Source organism: Chloroflexota bacterium, assembly GCA_020161265.1.
In the GTDB taxonomy this organism is placed as follows: Bacteria; Chloroflexota; Chloroflexia; order Chloroflexales; family Herpetosiphonaceae; genus Herpetosiphon.
This window is the reverse complement of the sequence record JAIUOC010000010.1, coordinates 55,417-77,131: the sequence shown is the minus strand read 5'-3', so window position 1 is coordinate 77,131 and position 21,715 is coordinate 55,417. Positions and strand designations below refer to the sequence as shown.

Sequence of the window (21,715 nt, the reverse complement as noted above, 5' to 3'; positions counted from 1 at the left end):
CTTTTTATTGATAATAGCGTTGCAGCGCCGCACGTAAGGTTGCTGGAAATGGCTCAGGCTGGAGTTGATCGCCTGTCCGTCGCATACAGGCAATGCCCTGTTCGCCCTGGGCCACCAGCGTGCGGCTATCAGCATTTTGGCGAAAATAACGAAAGCTCATCAAGGCCCGATTTTGCAGCAGTTCCTTGAGCCGCATTTCGATCACCACATCATCAAAGGCAAACAGCTCAGAGTGATACTCGCAACTGACCGAGGTGGTGACCAGCGCTAGCTCATTGGCGAGGGCATGCACCAACTCTGGCGTATGATCACGCAGAAACATCTCACGGCAACGCCCTTGCCACAACACATAATTGGCATAATAAACATTGCCAACCAAATTGGTTTCTTCAAACCCAACAATATGCCGATATTCATAGGCCTCGTACATGGCTTAGGCTCCTACCAACAAACTAACCACGATGGGTAGCTCTGCATCGCGCACATTGAATTGCTGCGATACAATTCGATACTGACCAGTCTGCAATACCAACCAATTATTTGCAGCTTGCGATTCAAAGCGCAACGGGCTATCGAAGGCCGCACCAACTTTGCTCAAACATTCCAAGGCTGTCCAAATTTGGGTGGCAGCTTGGTCAAGCGTCCAGCCAGTTTGCTGTTGAATGAGCTTGGCCAGTTGCATACGCTCAGCACCAAGCAGATCAAGCCATTGCTCAAGGCTGCGTGGGCTAATCGGCTCAAGATCACAGCTAATCGGTTCTTTGGCGGCAACCGCCAGCGTCAATTGGCCATGATGGCTGGCCGAAACCACATAATCTGCTACCTCAGGCTTGCCATCGCTGCGCCGTTGAATTGGCTGACGTTGACCGATCGCCCGTTGTAGCGCCAAATCGCTGCGTTGTTGGCGTTCGAGTGCGGGATCTGTTTCGACGGCAATGGTCATGTTGGTATGTGGCAAGACTTGGTGGACTTGACGCTCCAAATATGCCCCAATCAAACTAGCAGGCCATGCGCCTTTGTAGCCACTGCCCTCGACCAGTTGTAAACGCAAACCCTGCCATTCTTCAACGACATGGCCCTGTTGATCAACAGCGATCACATCGTAGCTGAACATGTTGCCATCCCAAGCGCGTTCTTGCGCATAAATCGTCCAATCGCTTGGCTGGCTGGGGCTTTGGCAGATAATCCGTTCGACCGCAACTGGCAAAACTTGGGCATAGGGCACGCACACTTGCAAGGCATGAATCAAGGCATCGCGCATGCCAGCATCGCCTAAAACGCTGCGTTGGGGTAGATAACGCCCAAACCATGGCTCGTTGCGCGTCGCCAAATTGGCAATGCAGTGCCGCGCCGTCAGATAGCGATAGCTTTGCAAGCGTTGGAAGCGGCCTTGATGGAACAGCAATGGCTCATAAATATCAGCAACAGGGTCAAGCGTCAGCACTGGCCAGTCAATTTGGTTAGGTGCAGCACTGAAGTTGGCAGGCTGATCGAATCGCGCAATCGCGCTAAAATGATCGACTTGGAATAGGGTTTCTTGGCTGCGAATCGCCAATTTGACCACACCCTTGGCAACTTGCAAACTACAAATCCGAATTGTCAGTGGCTCGTTGGCGGGCACGACGATTGGACGTTGGAGCGCAACCTGCTCAAATGTTGGAATCTGCTGCGAGCCAGTTAAGGCCATTGCCACTTGGGCCATGGCTTCGAGGCCAATCACCGTTGGGAAAAGTTGTTCGCCGTGATAGCTATGATCAACCACATATGGATCGTTGCTTGATGAGAGTTGCGCCTCAACAATCAATTCAATTTGTGGGTAATACAAACATTGGCGCTCAAGAAAGCGCAGGAATGGCAGTTCGGGCTGAATCGTTTGCAAGGTTGGCAATTCGCCATAGCGCCCAGTGACGACCACATGGCTGCTAGCGATTGGGTTAGCCAGCAAACGCAACAACAAATTGATCCCTGTATCGGGCGGAATTGGGCTGATACCAGCTTGGAGCAATTGATCGACTCCGCCAAGCCGCACGCCCATGCCAACATCCGACCAAATCGACCATTCGATGCTGAGCCAACGGCAATTGGGATAATCGTGTTGGCCTTGCTCAATGGTGCGGCGCATTTGCTCGTTAGCCACGGCATAATCAGCATCGCCAGCCAAGCCCATCCGCCCAATGATCGAGCCGAAGCCGACCACAAAGCGCAATTGGTGCTGATCCAGCGCCGCTAAAACGTTGTTCAACCCTTGGACTTTGGGTGTTAACGTTGCCTCAAAACTAGCGCGATCAAGGTTACGAATCAAACTGGGCACGTTGCGGGCAGCGCCATGCAGCACCATCGTCACGGTGCCTAATTGAGCTTGAATGGCGTTAATTGCCTGCTGTACGCTGGCTGCATCGCCCACATCGACCGCCCAATAACCGACTGTGATGCCTGCGGCTTGCATGCGCTCCAAGTTTTGGGCTAATTCTTGGTCGTTGCTGGGCTGCGAACGCCCCAACAAGGCCAATTTGGCTCCACTGGCTTTGGCGATTGCATAAACACTTTCGGCGGTGATGCCCTTGCCACCACCAGTCGCCAAAATCACGTCATCGGGGCCGAGTGGTAATTCGCTATCCTCGCCAAGGTGCAGCAATTGCAGAATTGGGCTGGTGCGCTGACCATTGTGATCATAGTGGGCTTCGAGATAGCCAGTGCTGGCCAGCGCTTCGGCCACGATCCAATCGCAAGCTTTGGGCGCATCGATTGGCACATGCACCGCTGCGACCGCTAATTGTGGATTTTCCAAGGCCAAGGTGCGAGCAAAACCCGCCAAGCCCTCGCCATGCTGCACCAACACAAAATGCTGGGGGTTGCTTTGGCTCAAGGCAACTCGGGCGGCCTCAAGTAAACGCTCAATTGTCGCCGCATCAACCGTCTCGCCAACGCAAACTACCACACCTTGGCCTGCTTGCTGTTGAAAGGCACTGCTCAGCGTATGCGCTAAAGCATAATTTGGCTCGTGGAACAATTGCCATTGACTAGCCAAGCGGCTCATTTTGGGTGCTGGCACTGGTTGCTCAACCAACGTGATCACGAAACTTTCGACCCATGGCGCAATGCCTGGGTAGCCTGGGGTAACGCTGGTCGTATTGGAGCTGTTTTGCAATTCGCTGATGGCTTGGGCCAATTGACCAACTGTGGCATTGGCATAGCTGGTTGGAGCCAACGGCGGTTGCAACCCCAAAAGGCGGGCTGCCTCGCTAACAATCTGGCCAACAGTCAGCGAATTAAGGTGCAAATCGCCAAGCACATGGTCGCTATCGTTGATTGAGGCTAGTGGTAACTCGCTGCGGGCAGCCACCAACTCACGCACAATTTGCAATGGCTCAGTCGCATTGCTGCTGGTTGGGCTGGCAGGCTGGGCGCTAGGGCTGATGGTGAGGCTTAAACTTGGCTGGTGATCATCAAGTTGGGCTGGAGCGGTTTCACAAGGATTGGTCAAAAAGCTTGGTTCATGGCGTAAATCAAATGGGCGACTGAAACGGGTTTGGGCTAGATAGCTTAAATCCAACGGGCTGCCCAGCACGAAGGCCGCCGCGAGGCTCTTGAATAAGCCAGCTAGCGAATTGCTTTCAACTTCCAAGGAAACTGCGGGCACGCCGATACATTCGCTGGCTAAGCGACTCAAAATCGTGCCTGGACCAACTTCGATCAGTAAATCGCACTCGCTCAGCCCATCAATCGCCTCAACAAAGCGCACCGGATCAGTCAATTGTTGGCTGAGCAAGCTGCCAAGCTCAATCTGAGCACTGAGTTTTGTGCCAGTGATGGTGGAATAGACGGTGCTTTGTAATGGCTGAGCGCGAATATTTGCGACATGCGCTTGGAGCACTGGAATCGCTGGCTGCATCATGGGCGAATGAAAGGCATGGGAAACTGCCAAGTTGGTGGCGACTAAACCTTGCTGCTGTGCCCGCTCAACGAGGGTGCTCATAGCCTCGCGGCTGCCAGCAATTACGGTTTGTTGAGGCCCGTTATAGCCAGCAATTACCGCCTGATCGCCGTTGATCATGCTTTTGATCGTGCTTGGATCTGCGCCGATGCTGGCCATGCCGCCATTAGCTTGACCATAATTAGCCATAGCGTGGCCTCGCGCTTGAGCCAACTCGATTAAGATCGCTTGATCGTAGGCTCCAGCCCAGTGCAAGGCGCTTAATTCGCCCAAACTATGGCCAACAGCAGCGCTGGCTTGCAGCTTGAACTGCTTGAGTAAATCCAGACCAGCCAACGTTGCCCGCACAATATTGGGCTGAGCGTTGGCGGTGTTAATTTGCTCGGCTTGGCTCAGTTGGGTTTGGCTCAAAAATTGATTCAACTCGGCAAAGCGCTGAAATATGGCACTTTTGGGGTTGGCTTGGGGCGCACCTTGACCAGGAAAAAGCAAGCCCAGCGTTGGTTGTTTTTTGCCAATTCCAATAAAAATCTGTTGTTTGAAATCAAGCTGTTGGTTGACTCCTGCTTCAAGCTGGGCGATCAGCAGCTCAAGTTTGGCTGCCAGTTGGCGTGGATTGTTGGCAATCATGGCGGCACGCGCCAAACCTGTGGAGTTGGTTTGGGCATAGTGACTGGCCAAATCGCCAAGTTCGGCGTAGGAAAGGTGCGCGGCGCGTTGGCGCAATTGCTGCAATTCACTCAGCAAGGCTTGACGATCAGCTTTGGCAACCACAATTAATTCGAGATCTTGGCTGTGGTTTTGGCCGATAAACGGCTGCCAATTGCTCGCTGGTTTGGCTTGCTCAGCTTGTTCGAGCACGATATGGGCGTTGATGCCGCCAAAGCCCATGCTGCTCACTCCTGCGCGACGCGGGGTTTGCTCAGGCCATGCTTCGGGCGTAGCGAGTATGCGCAAGGTTTCCAAGGCGCTGTGTGGTTGTTCGCAGCCAGTGGTTGGCGGCAAAATTGCGCTATGCACTGCCAGCGTGGCTTTGATCAAACCTGCAATGCCCGCTGCGGCTTTGGTATGGCCAATGTTGGCTTTGATCGAACCAACTGCGGCGATTGGTAAATTGGGATTTTGCACGTCAAGTCGGGCTTTGGCGATTGCTTGCAATTCAGTTGCATCGCCAACTGCCGTGCCCGTGCCATGACCCTCAAAATAGCCCACTTGATCAATATTGAAGCCAGTGCGCCGATAAGCACGTTTGAGCATTAGCACTTGGCCAGCAACTTCGGGTCGAGTGATCCCGCCGCTGCCATCCGACGAAATGCCCCAGCCACGAATCACGGCGTAGATCGGGCGTTGCTCGGCGTAGGCATCTTCGGCTCGCATCAAAGTGACAAAGCCACAGCCCTCGCCTGGCCAAAATCCAGCCGAACGTTGATCGTAAATGCGCATTAAATCGGTTGCCAAGGCTCCAGCACGGGCAAACCCAACCAACTCAAATGGATCAAGGCTGAGATCAACCCCGCCTGCTAGCGCTACATCAACTTCGCCGCTGGCAAGCGCGGTGCAGGCGGTGGTTACGGCTAATAATGATGATGAACATGCACCATCAACGCTATAGCCGCCGCCCATCAGATCAAAATGGTTGCAAATGCGGCCTGCAATCGTGTTGGATAAACCGCCCGCCAAGGTTTCGGCATCGACAATCGGGAATGGTGCTTTGTAGTTTTGTTCGAGTTGCTGCAAGAATTGGCCGCGTTGCTCGCTCGACCAGCCTTCTGCGGCCAAACCTGCCGCGACCACCCGCCGTACAAATGGCCAGCGCAAGCGCAAGGTATTGGCACGTGAAAACTCGCCAGTTAATGTATTGCCCAGGTAAACCCCGGTGCTTTCACGCGGCAAGCCTTGACCATCGGCAAAACCCGCGTCGCGCAAAGCTTGGTCAGCGACATCGAGCGCTAACCAATGGGCCATATCGGCGGAGCGAAAGCTATGGCCAGGCACACGAAAACGCACCCGATCAAATTCATAATCACGCAAAACGGCGGCGTATTCAACGTAGGTGCTGTCGAGAGCTGCCGAATCGGACGAAATATAATCGAGATTATTCAGACGTTGGTCGGGCATGCGCCGAAAAGCGCGGCGTTTGGCAAGGGTCATTTCCCAAAGAGCCTTGGGCGAATCGGCATCGGGGTAGCGACAGGCCACCCCGACGATGGCAATAGCGTGGCTCATGCTTCTGCTCCTGAGGCTAGGTTGGGTTGATTTTGGGTTGCTGCAAGGCGTTTGGTATTCCAAGCGTGGTAGTGCAAATAGGCTCCACGCACAATACACACCAAGGTCAGGGCAATAAATAGCGTGTAGGGAATGTGCAAAATGATCAATAGGCGATAAACTGCCGCGACGCTCGCGCCAAAGGCAAATTGCATCCAACCACGGCTGGGCGTTGTGCCTGGATCGGTGATCATATAGAAGGTAAAGAGGGCGAAGGCTAAACTGCTCATCGGCAAGAGTGAGGCATTCAAACTATGCCCAGTCACGAACATGGCAAATAGCCCTTGCAACACAAACCCACCAACCCAGCCAATAATTAATGGTAAGCGTTTGGTGAAATTGATGTTCAAAAACGAGCCGCTGATGATAATTACCAAGGGCAGCAATAAATCGGCTACACCATACAGATTTTCGGTAAAATGGTAGGCCGGAGCGCTAGCCACCGAGGTAAACAGCAGCAAGGTCACGGTAATCCCAAAATTCGATGGGTTGAGAAAGTGGCGATAGCCCTTGCCCAGCGGCGCACGCAACAAAATTTTGGAGCAAATTGCCACAGCAGCAGCAAAAATAATTGGAGTAACCCGCTGATTCGAATACAGCAACATACTAATTGCCAAGCCCGAAATGTGGGCTGGCAACAGAAAATCGACCAATTTGCCAAAACCACCCATGAAATTAGGCTGCTGTTTTTGCTGACGAGCCAGCATCACTTCAAACATAATTTCCAGGCTATAGGTGGTTGCTAAGGCCGCCAGCACATACGACCATGGCTGCTCAAAGCCAAAAATCGTGCGACCAAGAATATTTAGCAAGCTGATGGCGATGGCAAAACGGCGCAAGGCCATAATTCGAATATCAGGAACGGCGGTTTGCATACAAAAACTCCTTGCGCAATTATTGGCCAAGTACCAAGGTATGATTACCTGGTGTGAGTTGAACGACACTCGTTTGGACGCTACCATCAAGCCCGCGCCAGCGCACCGTTACTTCAAGTTGGGTTTGTGGATCAAGCGGCCCTAAGCCAAAGTGCAGATCGTAGCTGCGTTTGCCTGAATGGCCGTTGCCGCCATCAACTTGGCTCGTGAGCGCGCGACCATCGGGCAATTTGACCGTGACATGCGCTCCAATCGCCGGAATCGCCGCGCTGGTTGGTTGAAAACCTGTAATGTTGTTGGCCTTGCCATCGTTGGCAATCCGCAGGCGTAAACCAAGCGCTTGATTGCTGCTTTGACTGGTGTTGTGGTAGAAGATCGAATCTTCCCATTGGTTGGCTGAGGCAAAATCGAGCTTGCCATCGCCATCAACATCGCCAACTGCAATGCCACGGCTGACGGTTGGCTCAAAGCCTAGGGTTTTGGCAAGGTCGTAGTAACGGCCATCGGCGGCTTGGCTAAAAAATGGGTTAATTTGATGGCCTGCAATATCATCGCCAGCACTGAAGCGCGGCCAACTGGCTGGGTCGGCGAGCAATTGATCGTTGCCTGTTGCCAATTCTTGCAGTTCGGGCCAACGATTGATTGTGCCTTTGACAAACCCGGTTGCTTGCAAAATTTCGTCGCGCTGATCGTTGTTGAAATCGGCTAGCTTAATATCCCAAGCCCAACCACTGCGCCCAAAACCAAGCTGCTCGCTTTGGTCGGTGTAATCGGGCAATTCACTTTGATCGAGTTTGGCGCTGGGGTCGCTGACATAAGCAAAATTGCTTTCGTGCAAACCAAACGGTGTGGTGATGTTGCTCACAAATATATCGGGGTGCTGATCGCTATTAATATCGCTAAAATCAACGCCCATGCCCTTGAACGAATCGTGGCCAAGCACTTTGGATGTGGGAATCGTGAAGCCCCCACTGCCCTCAGCCAGTTCTAGTTTGATCGTGCCAGGCGTTGAGCGGTTGATTAAAAAACGATCTGGGCCAAAATCGTTGCCAATATACAGTTCTGGCAAGAGATCATTGTTGAAATCGTAGGTTCCTAGTGCCAATGTCCAGCCATGGTTCAACTCGCCGCTGAGCACGTCGGGTACAGCGACAAATGGCGCTTGCTCGGCACTGGTTTGCTGCCAAAGGAAAAAGTGCTTATCGCCGCCGTTGAATGCACGGGACATCGAGGCTTGCATGGTTTGCTTGCGGCTCGATTTGGCATCGAGAATTGCTGCCCCATCAGGAAAATAATTGGCAAACAGCAAATCTTGATGGCCATCGCCATCGAAATCGCTGACCAAACCAGTGTTGGTAAACCAGCGATCGCCCGTGGTTACAAGCTCTTGGGTAACATAGCTTTGGCTGCTGAGATCGACATTTGCACCCTGATATTGCTGGACAAAGATAATTGGTGTGCGACCCCAGTAATAGACAATTAGGTCGAGCATGCCATCTTCGTTGATATCGCTGGGCAAACATCCCATCGGAGCCATCGTGCTGGCATCGTATTTGAGGCTGCTTGGATCAAGCGCAAAGGCTGGATAACGCGCGTTGCTGGCTTGGGCAGGCTGTACCACCACGTGATCAATTCGGGTATCGACATAACAAATATCATTGGATAAGCCATCGTTATCAAGATCGTTGAGGGCAATCGCCGCCCCAACCGACGAGATCCAAGCATCAATATGGGCCAAACTTGGATTAACTGGGCGAATAAAGCGCTGGGTATGGCCCGCCAATGGGGCAAGTGGCTGTTGTGCAAAGCCAAAGCTTTGGCTCAAATCGGCTTGTTCAGCTTGTGAAAGCGTTGGTGGTTGGGCCACAACAAACGTGCCAACCAACACGGCAACAGCCAGCAACTGCGTTTGATACTTCAACAAAGTCTGTTTCATACGGCAATGGCCTCTTTCTTCAAGTAACAAGCCCGAATCAACTCCTGCCAATGCTGGTAAGCATCGATTGAGCCATCTTGGCTGACGGCAGGTAGTACCTGATCGGTAGTGGCAGCCGCCTCAGCTACGCTTTGCTGGCATAAAATCTGGCAGGCTAACTCGCTATGTTCAGGGATATACCCAGCATGAAGACGAGTCTTAGCGGCGAAGGTTACCCCTTGGGCAATCGCGGCGCTGTAGGTCGCGCCCAATTCAGCGATGGCATGCAAGGCCTCGGGATTGTTGCTGCCAGCGTAGGCACAAGCTAGGCCAATTCCGGCCCAGAGGTTAATTTGGCGCTCGTGGGTAAAACGGCTGATCACATTGGCGATCATGCGTGGGTTGGAGCTTGTGACAAACCACAAACTACGGCCAAGCCCTTGGTCAAAAATCGCCAATTGTTTGGCATCGAATTTTTTAGGGTAGTGGTGTTGGATGAACGAATCGTGCCAAGCGAAATAGCCTTGATGAAAGCCATAGCCATCGAGCACCAGCCAGCGTAAGAGCGGGTCAAGCGCTTGCACAACCTTTGGCAACGTCCAGCGCATGCGGGCGACGGCCCAACCAACCCCAACCTGAATAATGTAGCGTTGATGCTGGCCTTCATTGGCTAAAAATGTCTGAACGCGCTGGCGATTCCATGGCGTAATTTGGTCGAGTATCGTCAAGCCCATGCCTGCACCCTCGAAGGCAAAACCCTGCAATTGCGGCTCAATCTGCTCAAGTTGCTGTCTGAGCTGGCCTAAGCCTTGGTCATCGAGCGCAGCGTGATAGCCCTGCAAAAATGTTTTGCCGATTGTTTCAAGCCGTGCTTGATTTTGCCCATCGCCGATGGGAAACCCTCGCCGTGCAAATGTCGCTTCGAGCGGAGAGAGACGCAGCGGATACGTCCAGACACGATTAAGCAACATAGAGCCTGCCTTCCTTGCGCTTGCATTGCACACTCAGTTTGTGTTGTTGTTGATATGGCTATAAGGGGGAGTGATGGGCCAAGATCTTTCAGATATGGCCTACGCTATGACTAGGACTATTGTGCTATATTCCAGTGATGAATATTATCGCCAACGAGCACAATAATAGCTCACTACAAAGGGCTAAATCATTGTACTTCAAGGTTGTAGCGAACGCATAAATTGTACGATTGGCCATTGTTGTGGCATTGGTCGTTAATCAAGATTTTCTGGGATGTGGCTAGAGTACCATAGTTGCCTAGGATTAATCAACTATCTAGACAGATCAAAAAAGCCCGCTGACGCGATTAACGTCAGCGGGCTAAATCAGCGGTTTATTTGGGTTCGATCAAGCTGGTTCCGGTCATGGCGGCGGCCTTTTGCAGGCCCAGCAAATCGAGGATGGTTGGAGCCAGATCGGCCAAACGGCCACCAGCCCGAAGGCTGATCTGTTCGCGGGTTAGGCCTGTAGCTGGGTCGGCGACCAAAATACATGGCACAAGGTTGGTGGTGTGGGCCGTGTGTGGGCCGCCTGTTTGCGGATCAATCATCTGTTCAGCATTGCCATGGTCGGCGATCAAGATGGCTGCGCCGCCTTGTGCAACCACGGCTGGCACAACTTGGCCCAAGCAACGATCAACAGTTTCGCAGGCTTTGACCACCGCCGGAATCACTCCGGTATGGCCGACCATATCGGGATTGGCAAAGTTGACCACCAAGAAATCGTAGACTTGGCTATTAACCGCATCGAGTAATTTGGCGGCAACTTCTTCGGCACTCATTTCAGGCTGAAGATCGTAGGTTGCGACTTTGGGCGAGGCCGCCATCACCCGATCCTCGCCAGCAAAAGGCTCCTCACGCCGCCCATTCAAGAAGAAGGTGACGTGGGGGTATTTTTCGGTTTCGGCGCTGTGATATTGACGCTTGCCAGCATCGGCGATCACTTTGGCCAATGGCTCAGTGATGTAATGCGGCGGATAGGCAATTGCATACGGGAATGTCGCATCATACTGGGTCATGGTGACATAATGCAGATTTGGCACTTGCTCAGGTCGTTGCCAAATCGTGGTCGGCAGTTGCAAGCCTTGTTCGGCTTGGTTGGCATACCATTCTTGGATCATGGTGTTGAGATCGGGCTGCATCAAGGCACGGGTAATTTGGCGTACCCGATCGGCGCGGAAATTGAAACAAATCACCACATCGCCAGCGTTGATCCGTGGTAAGGCCAGGCCAGCGCTATCGGTGATGACCGTGGCTTCGATAAATTCATCGCCGCGAGCATCGCGCAAATACGCTTGCTCGATCGCACTGATTGGATCGCTGGCAGTGTGGCCAACGCCTTCGACCATTGCGGCATAAGCAGTGCCGACGCGCTCCCAGCGCTTATCGCGATCCATGGCATAATAGCGGCCAATGACGCTCGCCACTTGGCCAACACCGATTTGGGCAATCGTTTGTTGCAACTCTCGCATATAGCCAAGGCCACTTTGTGGCAAGGTATCGCGGCCATCCATAAAAGCATGAATGTAGGTACGATTGACCCCTTGCTGAGCCATCAATTGCAACAACCCTGCGAGATGAATATCGTAGGCATGCACGCCACCCCGGCCAATCAAGCCGATCAAGTGCATATTTGTGCCACGTTCTTTGACGATTTGGACAGCTTCGAGAAACGCTGGATTCGCAAAAAACTCACCAGATTTGATCGATTCGCTGATGCGCGTGGAATCTTGATAGACCACCAATCCAGCGCCGATATTCAAGTGGCCGACTTCACTGTTGCCAATTTGGCCTTCGGGCAAGCCAACATCAAGGCCAGAGGCATGCAGTTGGGTGGTTGGGCAGGTCGCCATCCAATGATCAACATTGGGAGTGTTGGCTAAACTAACGCCGTTGCCAGGGCCAGCCGGAGCCAAACCCCAACCATCCATTATGGCTAACAACACAGGACGCGGTGTTGTCATGATTACTCCTTGTAAACGTTAACATGTTGGCTCTATTTAACGAGAAAAGTGCCAAAAGTGCAAGTAGCAAAGGCTTCACCTACGATGAGCATAATAGAAACGAGGTTGTAAGGGCCAGCAGTCAGGGTCTAGGGTTCAGTTGGCGCGGAACCACGAAGAACGCGAAGAGCGCGAAGGTTAAGAAGCTGAAATTATTCTATGGCTTGATTCCACAACACATGATATGATCGGGATACTCTTAGTGTGAGAATCGATATGCCAAATCCGTCTGAAACTGATGTAGCCTTGACGGTGATCAAACGTTTGCGCTGGCTGTGGCTTGGTTCGGCCTTGGTGCTATTAGTCGGTGTGGGCTTTTTATTATGGGTTGGCACGGCCAAACAGCCATTTTCATTAATCGTTGTACTCTTATTTGCCGCTTGGTCGTTGATTTGGCTTATGCTCAGCACGTGGCTCTATCGTCAAATTGCCCAACATCTGAATCGAACGATCCTGCCTGTGGTGCGCGATCATCCTTTGTTGAACGAGCAAATTAGCCAAGCCAAAGCGGCCTTGGTGGCGGCGCAAGATCAATATTCCTCACATACCTCCCAGTTGATCGACTCGATTTTGCCCTTGGGTGTGCAATTGGTCAGCGAAGATGATGTTGAGCATTTGTTTCACACAATTGTAACGACCGCCAAACAACTGGCATCAGCTGATGCCTGTACTTTGTATTTGCGCACCTCGACCCAAACTCTGCGTCCAGTTACTATGCAAACTGATTCATTGAAGATTAATTTGAATGCTTTTGATCAACAATTACCAATTCCAGCTTTGGCATTGTACGATAATCAAGGCCAGCCGATTGTACGCACGATTACTGCGGCCACGGTACATCGTGGGGTTTCGCATAACGTGATCGATGTCTATGGCAGCGATTCATATGATTTTTCTGGCCCGCAAGCCTTTGATATGGCCATGAACTATCATTCAATGTCGTTGTTGACCGTGCCGCTGAAAGATAGCACGACCGAGGTGATCGGCGTTTTACAATTGATCAACTGTATTGATCGAGCGCAACATACGATTGTACCGTTCAGTCCTGAAGTTCAGCAAAAAGTTGAGGTGTTGGCTAGCCTTGTCGCCGCTGCCTTGGTGGTCAACGATAAGCAATTACCCGATGTTTAAGCGTGTAGAACATAGCGTTTTTTAACCACGAAGAGCACGAAGAGCGTTGGCTATAGGCTATTGGCTTTGGAGTTAAGATTCCAACCAATCTTCGATAGCCAATAGCCAAATTCATCTTTGTGAAACTTCGCGTTCTTCGCGGTTAAATTTCATCCCTCATCCTTCATCCCTCATCCTTCACCTGAGCCATTCGACTAATTGCTGGTTAACTGCTGGATTACCAAAGAAACTGCTGTGGTTGATCCGTTTGTCGGTATCAAATAGAATGCGGCGTTCACTTGGGATTGACCAGCCACTGCCATCGCTGGTGCCTTGATAGCCACCCGCTGTTGGCACAACCCCATCATTGGCCTCGCCAAAGAAATGGTCGATCAATTTATTGCCTTGTTGAATCATAAAACGTTTGATCCAATTAGGGTCGTTGGGTTGGTAATCGGCAACCATGGCATAAACTTGGGTTTGACCGGGCTGGCCAGTGTTGAGTTGTTGTAAATAGCTGTTTTTGGGAGTCATCGCGGCGAGGCCTGGTAATTTGCGCAAGCCAGCATGACCAATCAATTTCACAACCGTCAAAATTCCTTCCATAATCACACTGGCACTGGTATCGGGCAAATCGGCCAACAGCGAGGTATAGCGATCGAGCATGGTTAGCCAATGTTCACCATCAGCCAAGGGCGTGCCACGGTTGGGGCAAGCCACCATAACCATTTTGCGTACTCGCAACGGAATACCCTGCTGTACCCGACTGAGCAATTCGCGCCCAACCAAGCCGCCACGACTATGAGTAATTACATCAAGTTCGAGGTTATTGGGCATGGTTTTGAGTAATTCGTCGATATTGGCTTGTGGCGAGACGCTCAGCGACGGATGATTGAAGGCGAATAAGCGCCCATTATAGATTTGCTGCAAGCGCCCAATTGTCTCGTTGGGCAAGGCGGCAAATGCTCCGGTTGCGCTGCTAAATGTGCCATGAATGAGCAATAAACTGCGGCCAGTTTGCATCCGTGCCCAATCAATCGGATTGAGATCATTCAGCGGTAAGTTTTGCCAGCCATAAGCGCGTTTGACCGATTCCCACTTGCTAATAATCGCCTCAAGCGTGTTACCAATCAATTCATCAGTTTTCCAAGCGATCACCCGTACAACCTTGCGAATGGCTTTGATCACGCCGCCACGGCGGGCATCTTCGCCTGGTGCTGGCGGTAGTGGCACGATTGGCTCGCGTGGCAAGCGATAGGTAACGCTGGCTCCGCCTCGGCGTTGCGTCGCTGGATTTGGGCTTGGCTCAGGGAAAATCCATTGACTATAGCCAGTTGCTTGATCGGTATAAAGCACCGCTTGGGCTGTATTGTTGCCAAAATCGGGCGTTTGTAGCACAAAATCGCTGCTGCCGCGCATTGCGCCGGGCGGGGGTGGCAAACTGCTCTCAAGATCGAGGGTGAAGGTTTGGGCTAACTTGCTTTCAGTGGTAATCAAAGCCAAATCTAACCCTTTGATTACGCCAGCGCCAGCCTCGCCGCGCCGTGGCTCTTGACTTGGTACGGCGGCATTACCCGTGATACCTTGGGCAATAATCCGATAATTTGGGGCAACTTCATGGGCTTGGCTGGTTCCATCAAGCCGCACTTGGTTGTTGGGCATGGTTGGCTCCTTTGCTCAAATAGGCCAAACGCAAGGCTGGATGGCCATAAAAGATATAGGCAAGGCGGGTGGTGGTGCTATTGGCTACATAACTTAGGCGATATTGTTGCAAAATTGCGCCTACAGGTTGGGCTTGAAACGCTTGGCTATAAAATTGAGCGGCAAACGTTCCAGCTGCTTGATCATCAGCTTCCCACAACGGTGCAACAAAGCCCGCCGCACCACTTTTGAGAATTTCGGCGGGGAAGCCTGCTGCTTGGCCTAAGCTCTGGCCTGGGGTGGCAACTTGGCAGGCATTGATAAACACAAAACTAAATTGGGGCGGGCGACGGCGCGTATTGCCAACCAAGGCTTTAGCCGAAATCGCATTATTATCAGCCAGAATAATTTCTTGGATGCGGGCGTTGGGTTGGCTGCGACCATGCACGGCAAAGTGTAGAAGATGGCCAGCTTGGGTCGTGGCTTGGCTCAACAATGGATCAAGCGCCTGAATTGTGGCTTCGTAGGCTTGGGCTTGCCATTGGTTTTGCAGCATGGTTTGTTCATCAACTGCATGCACCAATTCAGCTTGGCCTGAATCCCAGCCATAGCGTGAGGCGATTGCGCTAATTTGGCTAATGTTGAGTTGATCGGGCGGCATTGGGCTGACCTGTGGGTGAATATACCAACGGGCGAAATGGGTTTGGGCGGCCCAATACAGCGGCTGATCGCCGGCTAGCAAGGGCGCTTCGACCATCGCCAATTCCCAAGGCAAAGCCAAATCGTTGCTGCGCAGCAAAACCGTCAGTGGCCGCTGCAATTTCTGGGCCAAATCGCTGTGTAATTGCCAAATTGGGCTTGGAACAAATTGGCCTAGATCGCTGGCAAGCGCTTCAAGTTCGCGTTGCGCCAACAATAAACTTGGATTAACCGCCGCACCCAAGAGATCAACGGCGCAATTTTGGGCAGCTTGTTCGGATAAGGCTTGTTGGCTCGGCAAATTGTGCAGCGGCGTAAAGGCTTGATCATGAGGCATCGCCGTCCATTTGAACGTATCGCCATCACGACGTAGGTTGATCAGCAAATCGACCGGAGTTGAGCCAAAATCAAACGGGCTAGTGTCGCTAGGTTCTGGCTCAGCGTTGCTATCGACCAACACTACTCGTTCAGCATGCCCCACCAATTGGCGTTGGCGATAATAATCGACATAGATTACACAGCGGCCTGTGCGGGTTGGTGTGGCCTTAAAAAATAGCGTGGCTTGCATGTCAAAGGCCAATTCGGCTTGCTCCCGATCAAATTGTAAGCCATCGCCGCTGAGCATAATTGTGCAACGCTCATCAGTTTGCAAGCCATGAATGACAATCGGATTATGGCCGCCGATCAAGCCAGCATCGGGTGTATCGCGAAAACCTACTGCTAGATCAAAGGCTTGGTTAAGTTGGGCTTGATTTTGAGCAATAACTGAGGGATAGGCCTTGAAGAACGGATCAAATTCTGTGCCTTTGGCTTGAGCACTTGGATTAACTACGCCTTGCAAGTGGTGCTGATCATCAAGCACCACGCTTAAATAGTCGGCGGTTTCGAGTTGATTGCTGTTGAGGGTCGGGCTGGCTGAGGTTTCTTGTAAATTGAGCGCCAGATAGATCGCAATATCAGGGTGATGGTAGCTTAAGCGTTCTTGGACAACTTCGAGTGGGTAAACATACCAGTAGATTTGTGGCTCAGTGCGTTGAACAACCACATATTCGGCTTGGCTATGGGCGAGCAATAACTGGGCTTGAGCGACTGTCCAGCCTGTTTGAAGCACCAATAGCCGGCGATTAATCGACCTAGACGACATAGCAAACTCCCAATGATCCTGCGTGACTCATTAAATCAACGTTTGAGGATTGGAATTATTGAATTTTGGCTAGGTTGTGAGGCTGAATTGATCTGGCCAAGCCCTCGCTGATTGAGGGCTTAGCTAAGCTTGAGGTTATTAATTACGACGAATACGAATACCTTGAATAAGCCAATCTGAACCAATACGAACCAGTTTTACTGAGTAGGTTCCTGAGCCACTTGAATAATTGATTGTTCCCTCAAGGTCCATCTTTGTTTCCTGACCTGTGCTGCTATTGGCATTGGTGTTACTTGGGATCGCACCGATGCTCGTATAGCCTTCAAATAACGCACGTTGACTCAATAAACTTTCAAGTTCCGCATCGGGGATAATGCTCGTATCAATATAAGCTTTGGCGGCATTGAAATCATTGGTAGCTCCAGCTTTCATAAAGCCATCAATGGTTGTAGTAGCATCCCCAATTATGGTTTTGAATAGTAAATAACCGCCGCCTACACACAGCAACAATACTACAAGCGATCCAATAATCCCAAATTTCAAGCAACCACCGCGCTTTTGGGGTTGGGGTGGGTAACCATAGGGTTGTTGGCCATACTGTGGGAAACCTGATTGTTGCGGTGGGTAGCTTGGTTGTTGACCATACGGTTGTTGTGGTGGGTAGCCTGGTTGTTGCGGTTGTTGGCCATATGGTGGTTGATTGCTCACAAAATACCTCCAAAGAACACACAAAAATGCCTTGCAAACCTAGTATAGACGATGGCTTGGCTGCTGAGAAGAGCAAGAACGATGCACTTAAACACCAATGCCATTCCGCGTTACTACGGAATGGCATTGAACAACGTTGCATGGACAGCGGTTACTTTTCGTACACTTTGCCCGAGGCGGCTGGTGGTCGGGCGCGGCCAATCACCCCAGCCAACACAATCAGCGTTACCACATACGGCAACATTTGCATAAATTGCGAGGGCAAATCGAAGCTATAAGCCTGTACCTTGAGCTGCAAGGCATCGGCAGATGAGAATAGCAACGAGCCGCCAAAAGCGCCAATTGGATTCCACTTGCCGAAGATCATTGCGGCCAATGAGATAAAGCCTTGACCGCTGGTCATGCCATCATCAAAGCCGAACGAGCCTTCCAGTGAGAACCAAGCCCCAGCCACCCCAGCGATCATCCCGCCAATAATCACGTTGCGATAGCGCATGCGATTGACGTTGATCCCCACAGTATCGGCGGCCTTGGGGTGTTCGCCGATCGCGCGGGTACGCAAGCCCCACACTGTGCGAAACAGGAAGAAGTTCAAGCCAAACACCATCAGAATCATCAAATAGGTGATTGGTTTGTGATCAAACAGAATCGGCCCAAGCAATGGGATATCGGCCAATGGCCCAAGCGGCATTTGTGGCAAGCCCGTGCGGAGTGGCGATTCAAATTTGAGCAAAAAGTTGGTGCGGGTAAAGCCCGTAATCCCAACTGCCATAATGTTGATCACCGTACCGCTGATTACTTGGTCAACTTTGAAGCGGATTGAGAGCCACGCATGCAAGGCCGCCATCATGCCGCCCGTCACGATTGCGCCCAAAATGCCGATGATCAAGGGCATCCAAACCACGCCTCTGACGGCGCTTTCGGGTAAGGCATCGCCATAAATTGCGCGGGCTGAGATCGCGGCAGCAGCATAGCCAAAACAGGCTGCCGTCAGCATCATGCCTTCGATCCCGATGTTGACCACACCTGAGCGTTCACAGACAATCCCTGCCAACGCTCCAATTGCGATTGGCGTGCCAAGCCGCACCACCCGCGAAAGCGTATCCGAGAGGTCAACGCTGTTGTTGGCGACTGCCCAGAGCAAGATCGAAAAGAAACCAAGGGCAATTACGCTGCTCATATAGGGAGCAACCCAACCGCGTTCAGGATTCTTGGCGATCAGCGTACCACCTGCCAACACTAATGCCCCACAGATCAAGCTAATTGTGATCATCGTAGGCAGTTCGATTGCGGCGACTGGTGGAGCTTTGGGATCTACCTTCATGTTGGCACTATCGGGAATCCGAATCGTGCTGGTAAAATCCCAAATTGATTGGATTTTGCTTTTTTCAGTGATTTTATTGCCGAGGCTGTTATTGACTGCAAAAATCAGGACAATCGCGATGAAAATCCCGAGCAGGCCAACCCCGCGTGCGCGTGTAAATTTCATACAAATCCACCGTAAAGGTTAAAAAATTCAAGAGCGACGGCGCTGGCGCTACTTACCCCAGCTACGGTTAAATGTGATTTTGCCACCTTCAGCTTGCTTGATACGATAAATCCAGCGCACAATTTGGTCGGCAGCAATAAACATAATCACTAAAGCTTGAATGATATTGATTAGGTTGATCGAAATACCCGTGTTAATTTGCATCGCGCCTGCGCCCGTGCGTAACGCGCCCCAGAACAGCGCTGCCGGAACAATCGCAATTGGATTGCTCTTGGCTAGCAAGGCAATTGCCAAGCTATCGAAGCCCAAACCACTGGAGAACACCGCCTTGAGGTTATATTCCAAACCAACAACTTGGCTTGTGCCAGCTAAACCTGCCAAAGCGCCCGAAATGCCCATTGCGCCAACCACCGTGCCAGTAATGTTCATGCCAGCATAGCGGGCGGCTTCGGGGTTTTCGCCCACAGTTTTGATTTCAAAGCCTTTGGGTGTGCGATTCATCAACCACCAAATAAAGCCAACCATCACAAATGCGATGATGATCCCCATATGAATCCGTAGATCCCAGGTGCTACTCGTTGTGGTAATTAAACGTGGATAAGCTTGCCCACCCGTCAAACTTGGGTCGGTGGCTTTGCTGATAATGCGTGGCAAGGCGGCATTTTCGTGGATGAAGGGCGTGCGTTGCAGCGTGGCGCTTTTATCTTTCATCACGCCGTTGATCAGATAATCCATAATTTGCAGGGCAATATAGTTGAGCATGATCGTGGTAATAACTTCATGCGCTCCGGTTTTGGCCCTGAGATAGCCAGGAATAATGCCCCACATGGCTCCGGCTAGCACCCCAGCTAGCAAGGCTGCTGGTAAGTGAATGATCGCTGGTAGTGAGGCAACGCCGAACCATTGCGGCATAAAAGCGGCAACCGCGACGCTGCCAAGTGCGCCCATCAACAATTGACCTTCAGCACCAACATTGAACAAACCAGCTTTGAAGGTGACCGCAACGGCCAAACCAGCCAAAATGTAGGGCGTTGATTCAACCAGCGTATTGCTGATTGCGCCTGGAATTGTGCTTGGTTTGCTCCAATCGCCAAATGCGCCTGAGAACAAACCAGTGAAGGCACTGAGGGTTACCCGTAAACGTTCGGGCAAGGTACTGAAAAACCAATCACTGCGGCTGCCATACAGGCTTAGATCAAAGGCTGGCAGCTTATTACTGGGAATCGAAATAAAGACAATCACTGCGCCGATCAAGACCGCCGTTAGAATTGCCAAGAGTGGTACGATTGCCTCACTGAGCCATGGCAAGCTGCGTTTAGTCGGCTTAGCTTCGGCGGGTTTTTTAGTTTCAGCGGGGGCTTGTTGCTCATTTGCCATTGGGTTGCTCCTGAATACCGGCCATCAACAGGCCAACGCGCTCGCGCGTAGCTTCGGCAATCGGGAGAATGCCAACAATTTTGCCGTGGTACATCACAGCAACGCGGTCGGCTAAGGACAGAATTTCATCAAGCTCTGCCGAAACCAATAAGACCGCTAGCCCTGCATCGCGCTGTTTAATAATTTGGTTGTGAATAAATTCAATCGAGCCAACGTCAATCCCCCGCGTCGGTTGCGAAGCAATCAGCAAGCGGTTTTCGCGGGTAAATTCACGCGCTACAATAATTTTTTGTTGATTACCACCTGAGAGCGAGCCAGCCGTGGTGGTGGCGCTGGGTGTGCGCACATCGAAGGTTTCAATCAATTCTTGGGCATTTTCGTCGATTGCGGCATCGTTGAAGGTCAAGCCCTTGGTAAATGGCGCTTTGTAATAGGTTGAAAGCACCAAATTATCACGGATGCTATAGCCAAGCACCAAGCCTGTGCCTTTGCGATCTTCGGGAATGTAGGCGACACCTTGTTCAGTGATCGAGCGTGGCGGGCGATTGGTAATATCCTTGCCGAGCAACTCAATCGAGCCAGTTGGCAGATGTTGCAGGCCAGTAATCGCCTCGACCAACTCAGTTTGGCCGTTGCCTTGCACCCCAGCGATCCCCAACACCTCGCCAGCATGGACATCAAGCGACACATCATCAAGCACGGTTAGGCCACGATCATCGCGCAGCTTAAGATTGCGGACTTTGAGCACCGCCTCGCCAGGATTAGCCGCAGTTTTGTCAACTTTCAAGACAACATCGCGACCAACCATCAGCGCGGCTAATTGGCCTTCGCTGGCGGTTTTGGGGTCTGCGCCGCCGACAACCTTACCACGGCGCAACACTGTAATGCGGTCGGCAACTTCGCGCACTTCGCGTAATTTGTGCGTAATAAAAATTAACGCCTTGCCCTGATCGGCTAATTCACGCATAACCCGAAAGAGGTCATCGGCCTCTTGGGGAGTCAATACGGCAGTTGGTTCATCGAGAATCAACATATTGACATTGCGATAGAGCGCCTTCAAAATTTCGACCCGTTGCTGCACCCCGACGGGTAAATCGCCGACGATTGCATCGGGTGGTACGGCCAAGCCATATTGCTCGGAAAGATCGCGCACCCGTTGACTGGCTTCTTTGGCATTGAGAATTGGGCCATTGCGCAATTCGGTGCCTAAAATAATGTTCTCGGTGACGGTTAGGGTATCAACGAGCGCATATTCCTGGTGCACCATGCCTAAACCAAGCCGAATCGCATCAGCCGGATTTTTGATCTTGGCCAATTCGCCGTTGATCAAAATCTCGCCTTGATCGGGGTCATACAAGCCGTACAAGATGTTCATGAGGGTGGATTTACCCGCGCCATTTTCACCAAGGAAGGCGTGGATTTCGCCGGGGAGTAGGGTAAAAGAGATCTGGTCGTTGGCCAAAACCCCGGGGAATTGCTTGGTGATATTGCGGACTTCCAACGCAGGTACGACGTTCGCTGTCACACAAGACTCCTAGTTAATCA

13 protein-coding genes are annotated in these 21,715 nt (G+C 51.7%); 1 reads left to right on the top strand and 12 read right to left on the bottom strand.

The window, feature by feature from the left end; genetic code table 11:
- Nucleotides 1-4: 4 nt before the first annotated feature.
- From LCH85_21360 to gpmI, 6 genes are all read right to left on the bottom strand, one after another.
- On the bottom strand, nucleotides 5-430 hold the full coding sequence (locus LCH85_21360) for an acyl-CoA thioesterase (GenBank protein MCA0354550.1): 426 nt from the start codon (nucleotides 428-430) through the stop codon (nucleotides 5-7).
- A 3-nt stretch (nucleotides 431-433) separates the two neighbouring features.
- On the bottom strand, nucleotides 434-6,160 hold the full coding sequence (locus tag LCH85_21355) for a type I polyketide synthase (GenBank protein MCA0354549.1): 5,727 nt from the start codon (nucleotides 6,158-6,160) through the stop codon (nucleotides 434-436).
- Entirely contained in the window at nucleotides 6,157-7,074 is a 918-nt protein-coding gene (locus LCH85_21350; protein MCA0354548.1) for an enediyne biosynthesis protein UnbU, read from the bottom strand. Before LCH85_21350 ends, LCH85_21355 begins: the two co-directional genes overlap by 4 nt.
- Nucleotides 7,075-7,093: 19 nt before the next feature.
- Nucleotides 7,094-9,010: a CRTAC1 family protein gene (locus LCH85_21345; protein ID MCA0354547.1), complete on the bottom strand. Its 1,917-nt coding sequence runs from the start codon at nucleotides 9,008-9,010 to the stop codon at nucleotides 7,094-7,096.
- A complete protein-coding gene (locus LCH85_21340; GenBank protein ID MCA0354546.1) occupies nucleotides 9,007-9,960 on the bottom strand; it encodes a DUF1702 family protein in 954 nt (317 codons plus the stop codon). Before LCH85_21340 ends, LCH85_21345 begins: the two co-directional genes overlap by 4 nt.
- Before the next feature lie 374 nt (nucleotides 9,961-10,334).
- Complete coding sequence (gpmI, locus tag LCH85_21335) at nucleotides 10,335-11,963, bottom strand: 2,3-bisphosphoglycerate-independent phosphoglycerate mutase (GenBank protein ID MCA0354545.1); 1,629 nt, start codon at nucleotides 11,961-11,963, stop codon at nucleotides 10,335-10,337.
- A 255-nt stretch (nucleotides 11,964-12,218) separates the two neighbouring features.
- Between gpmI and LCH85_21330 the strand changes: the two genes are divergently transcribed.
- Entirely contained in the window at nucleotides 12,219-13,133 is a 915-nt protein-coding gene (locus LCH85_21330; GenBank protein ID MCA0354544.1) for a GAF domain-containing protein, read from the top strand.
- A gap of 177 nt (nucleotides 13,134-13,310) precedes the next feature.
- Here LCH85_21330 and LCH85_21325 read toward each other — a convergent pair whose 3' ends face one another.
- The 6 genes from LCH85_21325 to LCH85_21300 all read right to left on the bottom strand — a co-directional run bounded on the left by LCH85_21325 (nucleotide 13,311) and on the right by LCH85_21300 (nucleotide 21,695).
- Nucleotides 13,311-14,774, bottom strand: coding sequence for a hypothetical protein (locus LCH85_21325; GenBank protein ID MCA0354543.1), 1,464 nt, complete (start codon nucleotides 14,772-14,774; stop codon nucleotides 13,311-13,313).
- Nucleotides 14,749-16,596 (bottom strand): CHAT domain-containing protein, encoded by a 1,848-nt coding sequence (locus LCH85_21320; protein ID MCA0354542.1) that lies wholly within the window; start codon nucleotides 16,594-16,596, stop codon nucleotides 14,749-14,751. The genes LCH85_21325 and LCH85_21320 overlap by 26 nt, the downstream gene beginning before the upstream one ends.
- A gap of 138 nt (nucleotides 16,597-16,734) precedes the next feature.
- Nucleotides 16,735-17,139 carry a hypothetical protein gene (locus LCH85_21315; protein ID MCA0354541.1) on the bottom strand — a complete coding sequence of 135 codons (405 nt, stop codon included), beginning with the start codon at nucleotides 17,137-17,139 and terminating at the stop codon, nucleotides 16,735-16,737.
- A 316-nt stretch (nucleotides 17,140-17,455) separates the two neighbouring features.
- Nucleotides 17,456-18,793, bottom strand: coding sequence for an ABC transporter permease (locus LCH85_21310; protein MCA0354540.1), 1,338 nt, complete (start codon nucleotides 18,791-18,793; stop codon nucleotides 17,456-17,458).
- 48 nt (nucleotides 18,794-18,841) lie between these two features.
- The gene (locus LCH85_21305; GenBank protein ID MCA0354539.1) at nucleotides 18,842-20,170 is read right to left on the bottom strand and encodes an ABC transporter permease; all 1,329 of its coding nucleotides are present in this window, start codon (nucleotides 20,168-20,170) and stop codon (nucleotides 18,842-18,844) included.
- Complete coding sequence (locus LCH85_21300) at nucleotides 20,160-21,695, bottom strand: ABC transporter ATP-binding protein (GenBank protein ID MCA0354538.1); 1,536 nt, start codon at nucleotides 21,693-21,695, stop codon at nucleotides 20,160-20,162. The genes LCH85_21305 and LCH85_21300 overlap by 11 nt, the downstream gene beginning before the upstream one ends.
- Between the last annotated feature and the right edge of the window lie 20 nt (nucleotides 21,696-21,715).

Coding starts and splice junctions, on each gene's coding strand:
- LCH85_21355 (MCA0354549.1), bottom strand. CDS start 6,160: ATGAGCCACGCTATTGCCATCGTCGGGGTGGCCTGTCGCTACCCCGAT.
- LCH85_21325 (MCA0354543.1), bottom strand. CDS start 14,774: ATGCCCAACAACCAAGTGCGGCTTGATGGAACCAGCCAAGCCCATGAA.
- LCH85_21310 (MCA0354540.1), bottom strand. CDS start 18,793: ATGAAATTTACACGCGCACGCGGGGTTGGCCTGCTCGGGATTTTCATC.
- LCH85_21330 (MCA0354544.1), top strand. CDS start 12,219: ATGCCAAATCCGTCTGAAACTGATGTAGCCTTGACGGTGATCAAACGT.
- LCH85_21350 (MCA0354548.1), bottom strand. CDS start 7,074: ATGCAAACCGCCGTTCCTGATATTCGAATTATGGCCTTGCGCCGTTTT.
- LCH85_21340 (MCA0354546.1), bottom strand. CDS start 9,960: ATGTTGCTTAATCGTGTCTGGACGTATCCGCTGCGTCTCTCTCCGCTC.
- LCH85_21320 (MCA0354542.1), bottom strand. CDS start 16,596: ATGTCGTCTAGGTCGATTAATCGCCGGCTATTGGTGCTTCAAACAGGC.
- gpmI (MCA0354545.1), bottom strand. CDS start 11,963: ATGACAACACCGCGTCCTGTGTTGTTAGCCATAATGGATGGTTGGGGT.
- LCH85_21345 (MCA0354547.1), bottom strand. CDS start 9,010: ATGAAACAGACTTTGTTGAAGTATCAAACGCAGTTGCTGGCTGTTGCC.
- LCH85_21360 (MCA0354550.1), bottom strand. CDS start 430: ATGTACGAGGCCTATGAATATCGGCATATTGTTGGGTTTGAAGAAACC.
- LCH85_21305 (MCA0354539.1), bottom strand. CDS start 20,170: ATGGCAAATGAGCAACAAGCCCCCGCTGAAACTAAAAAACCCGCCGAA.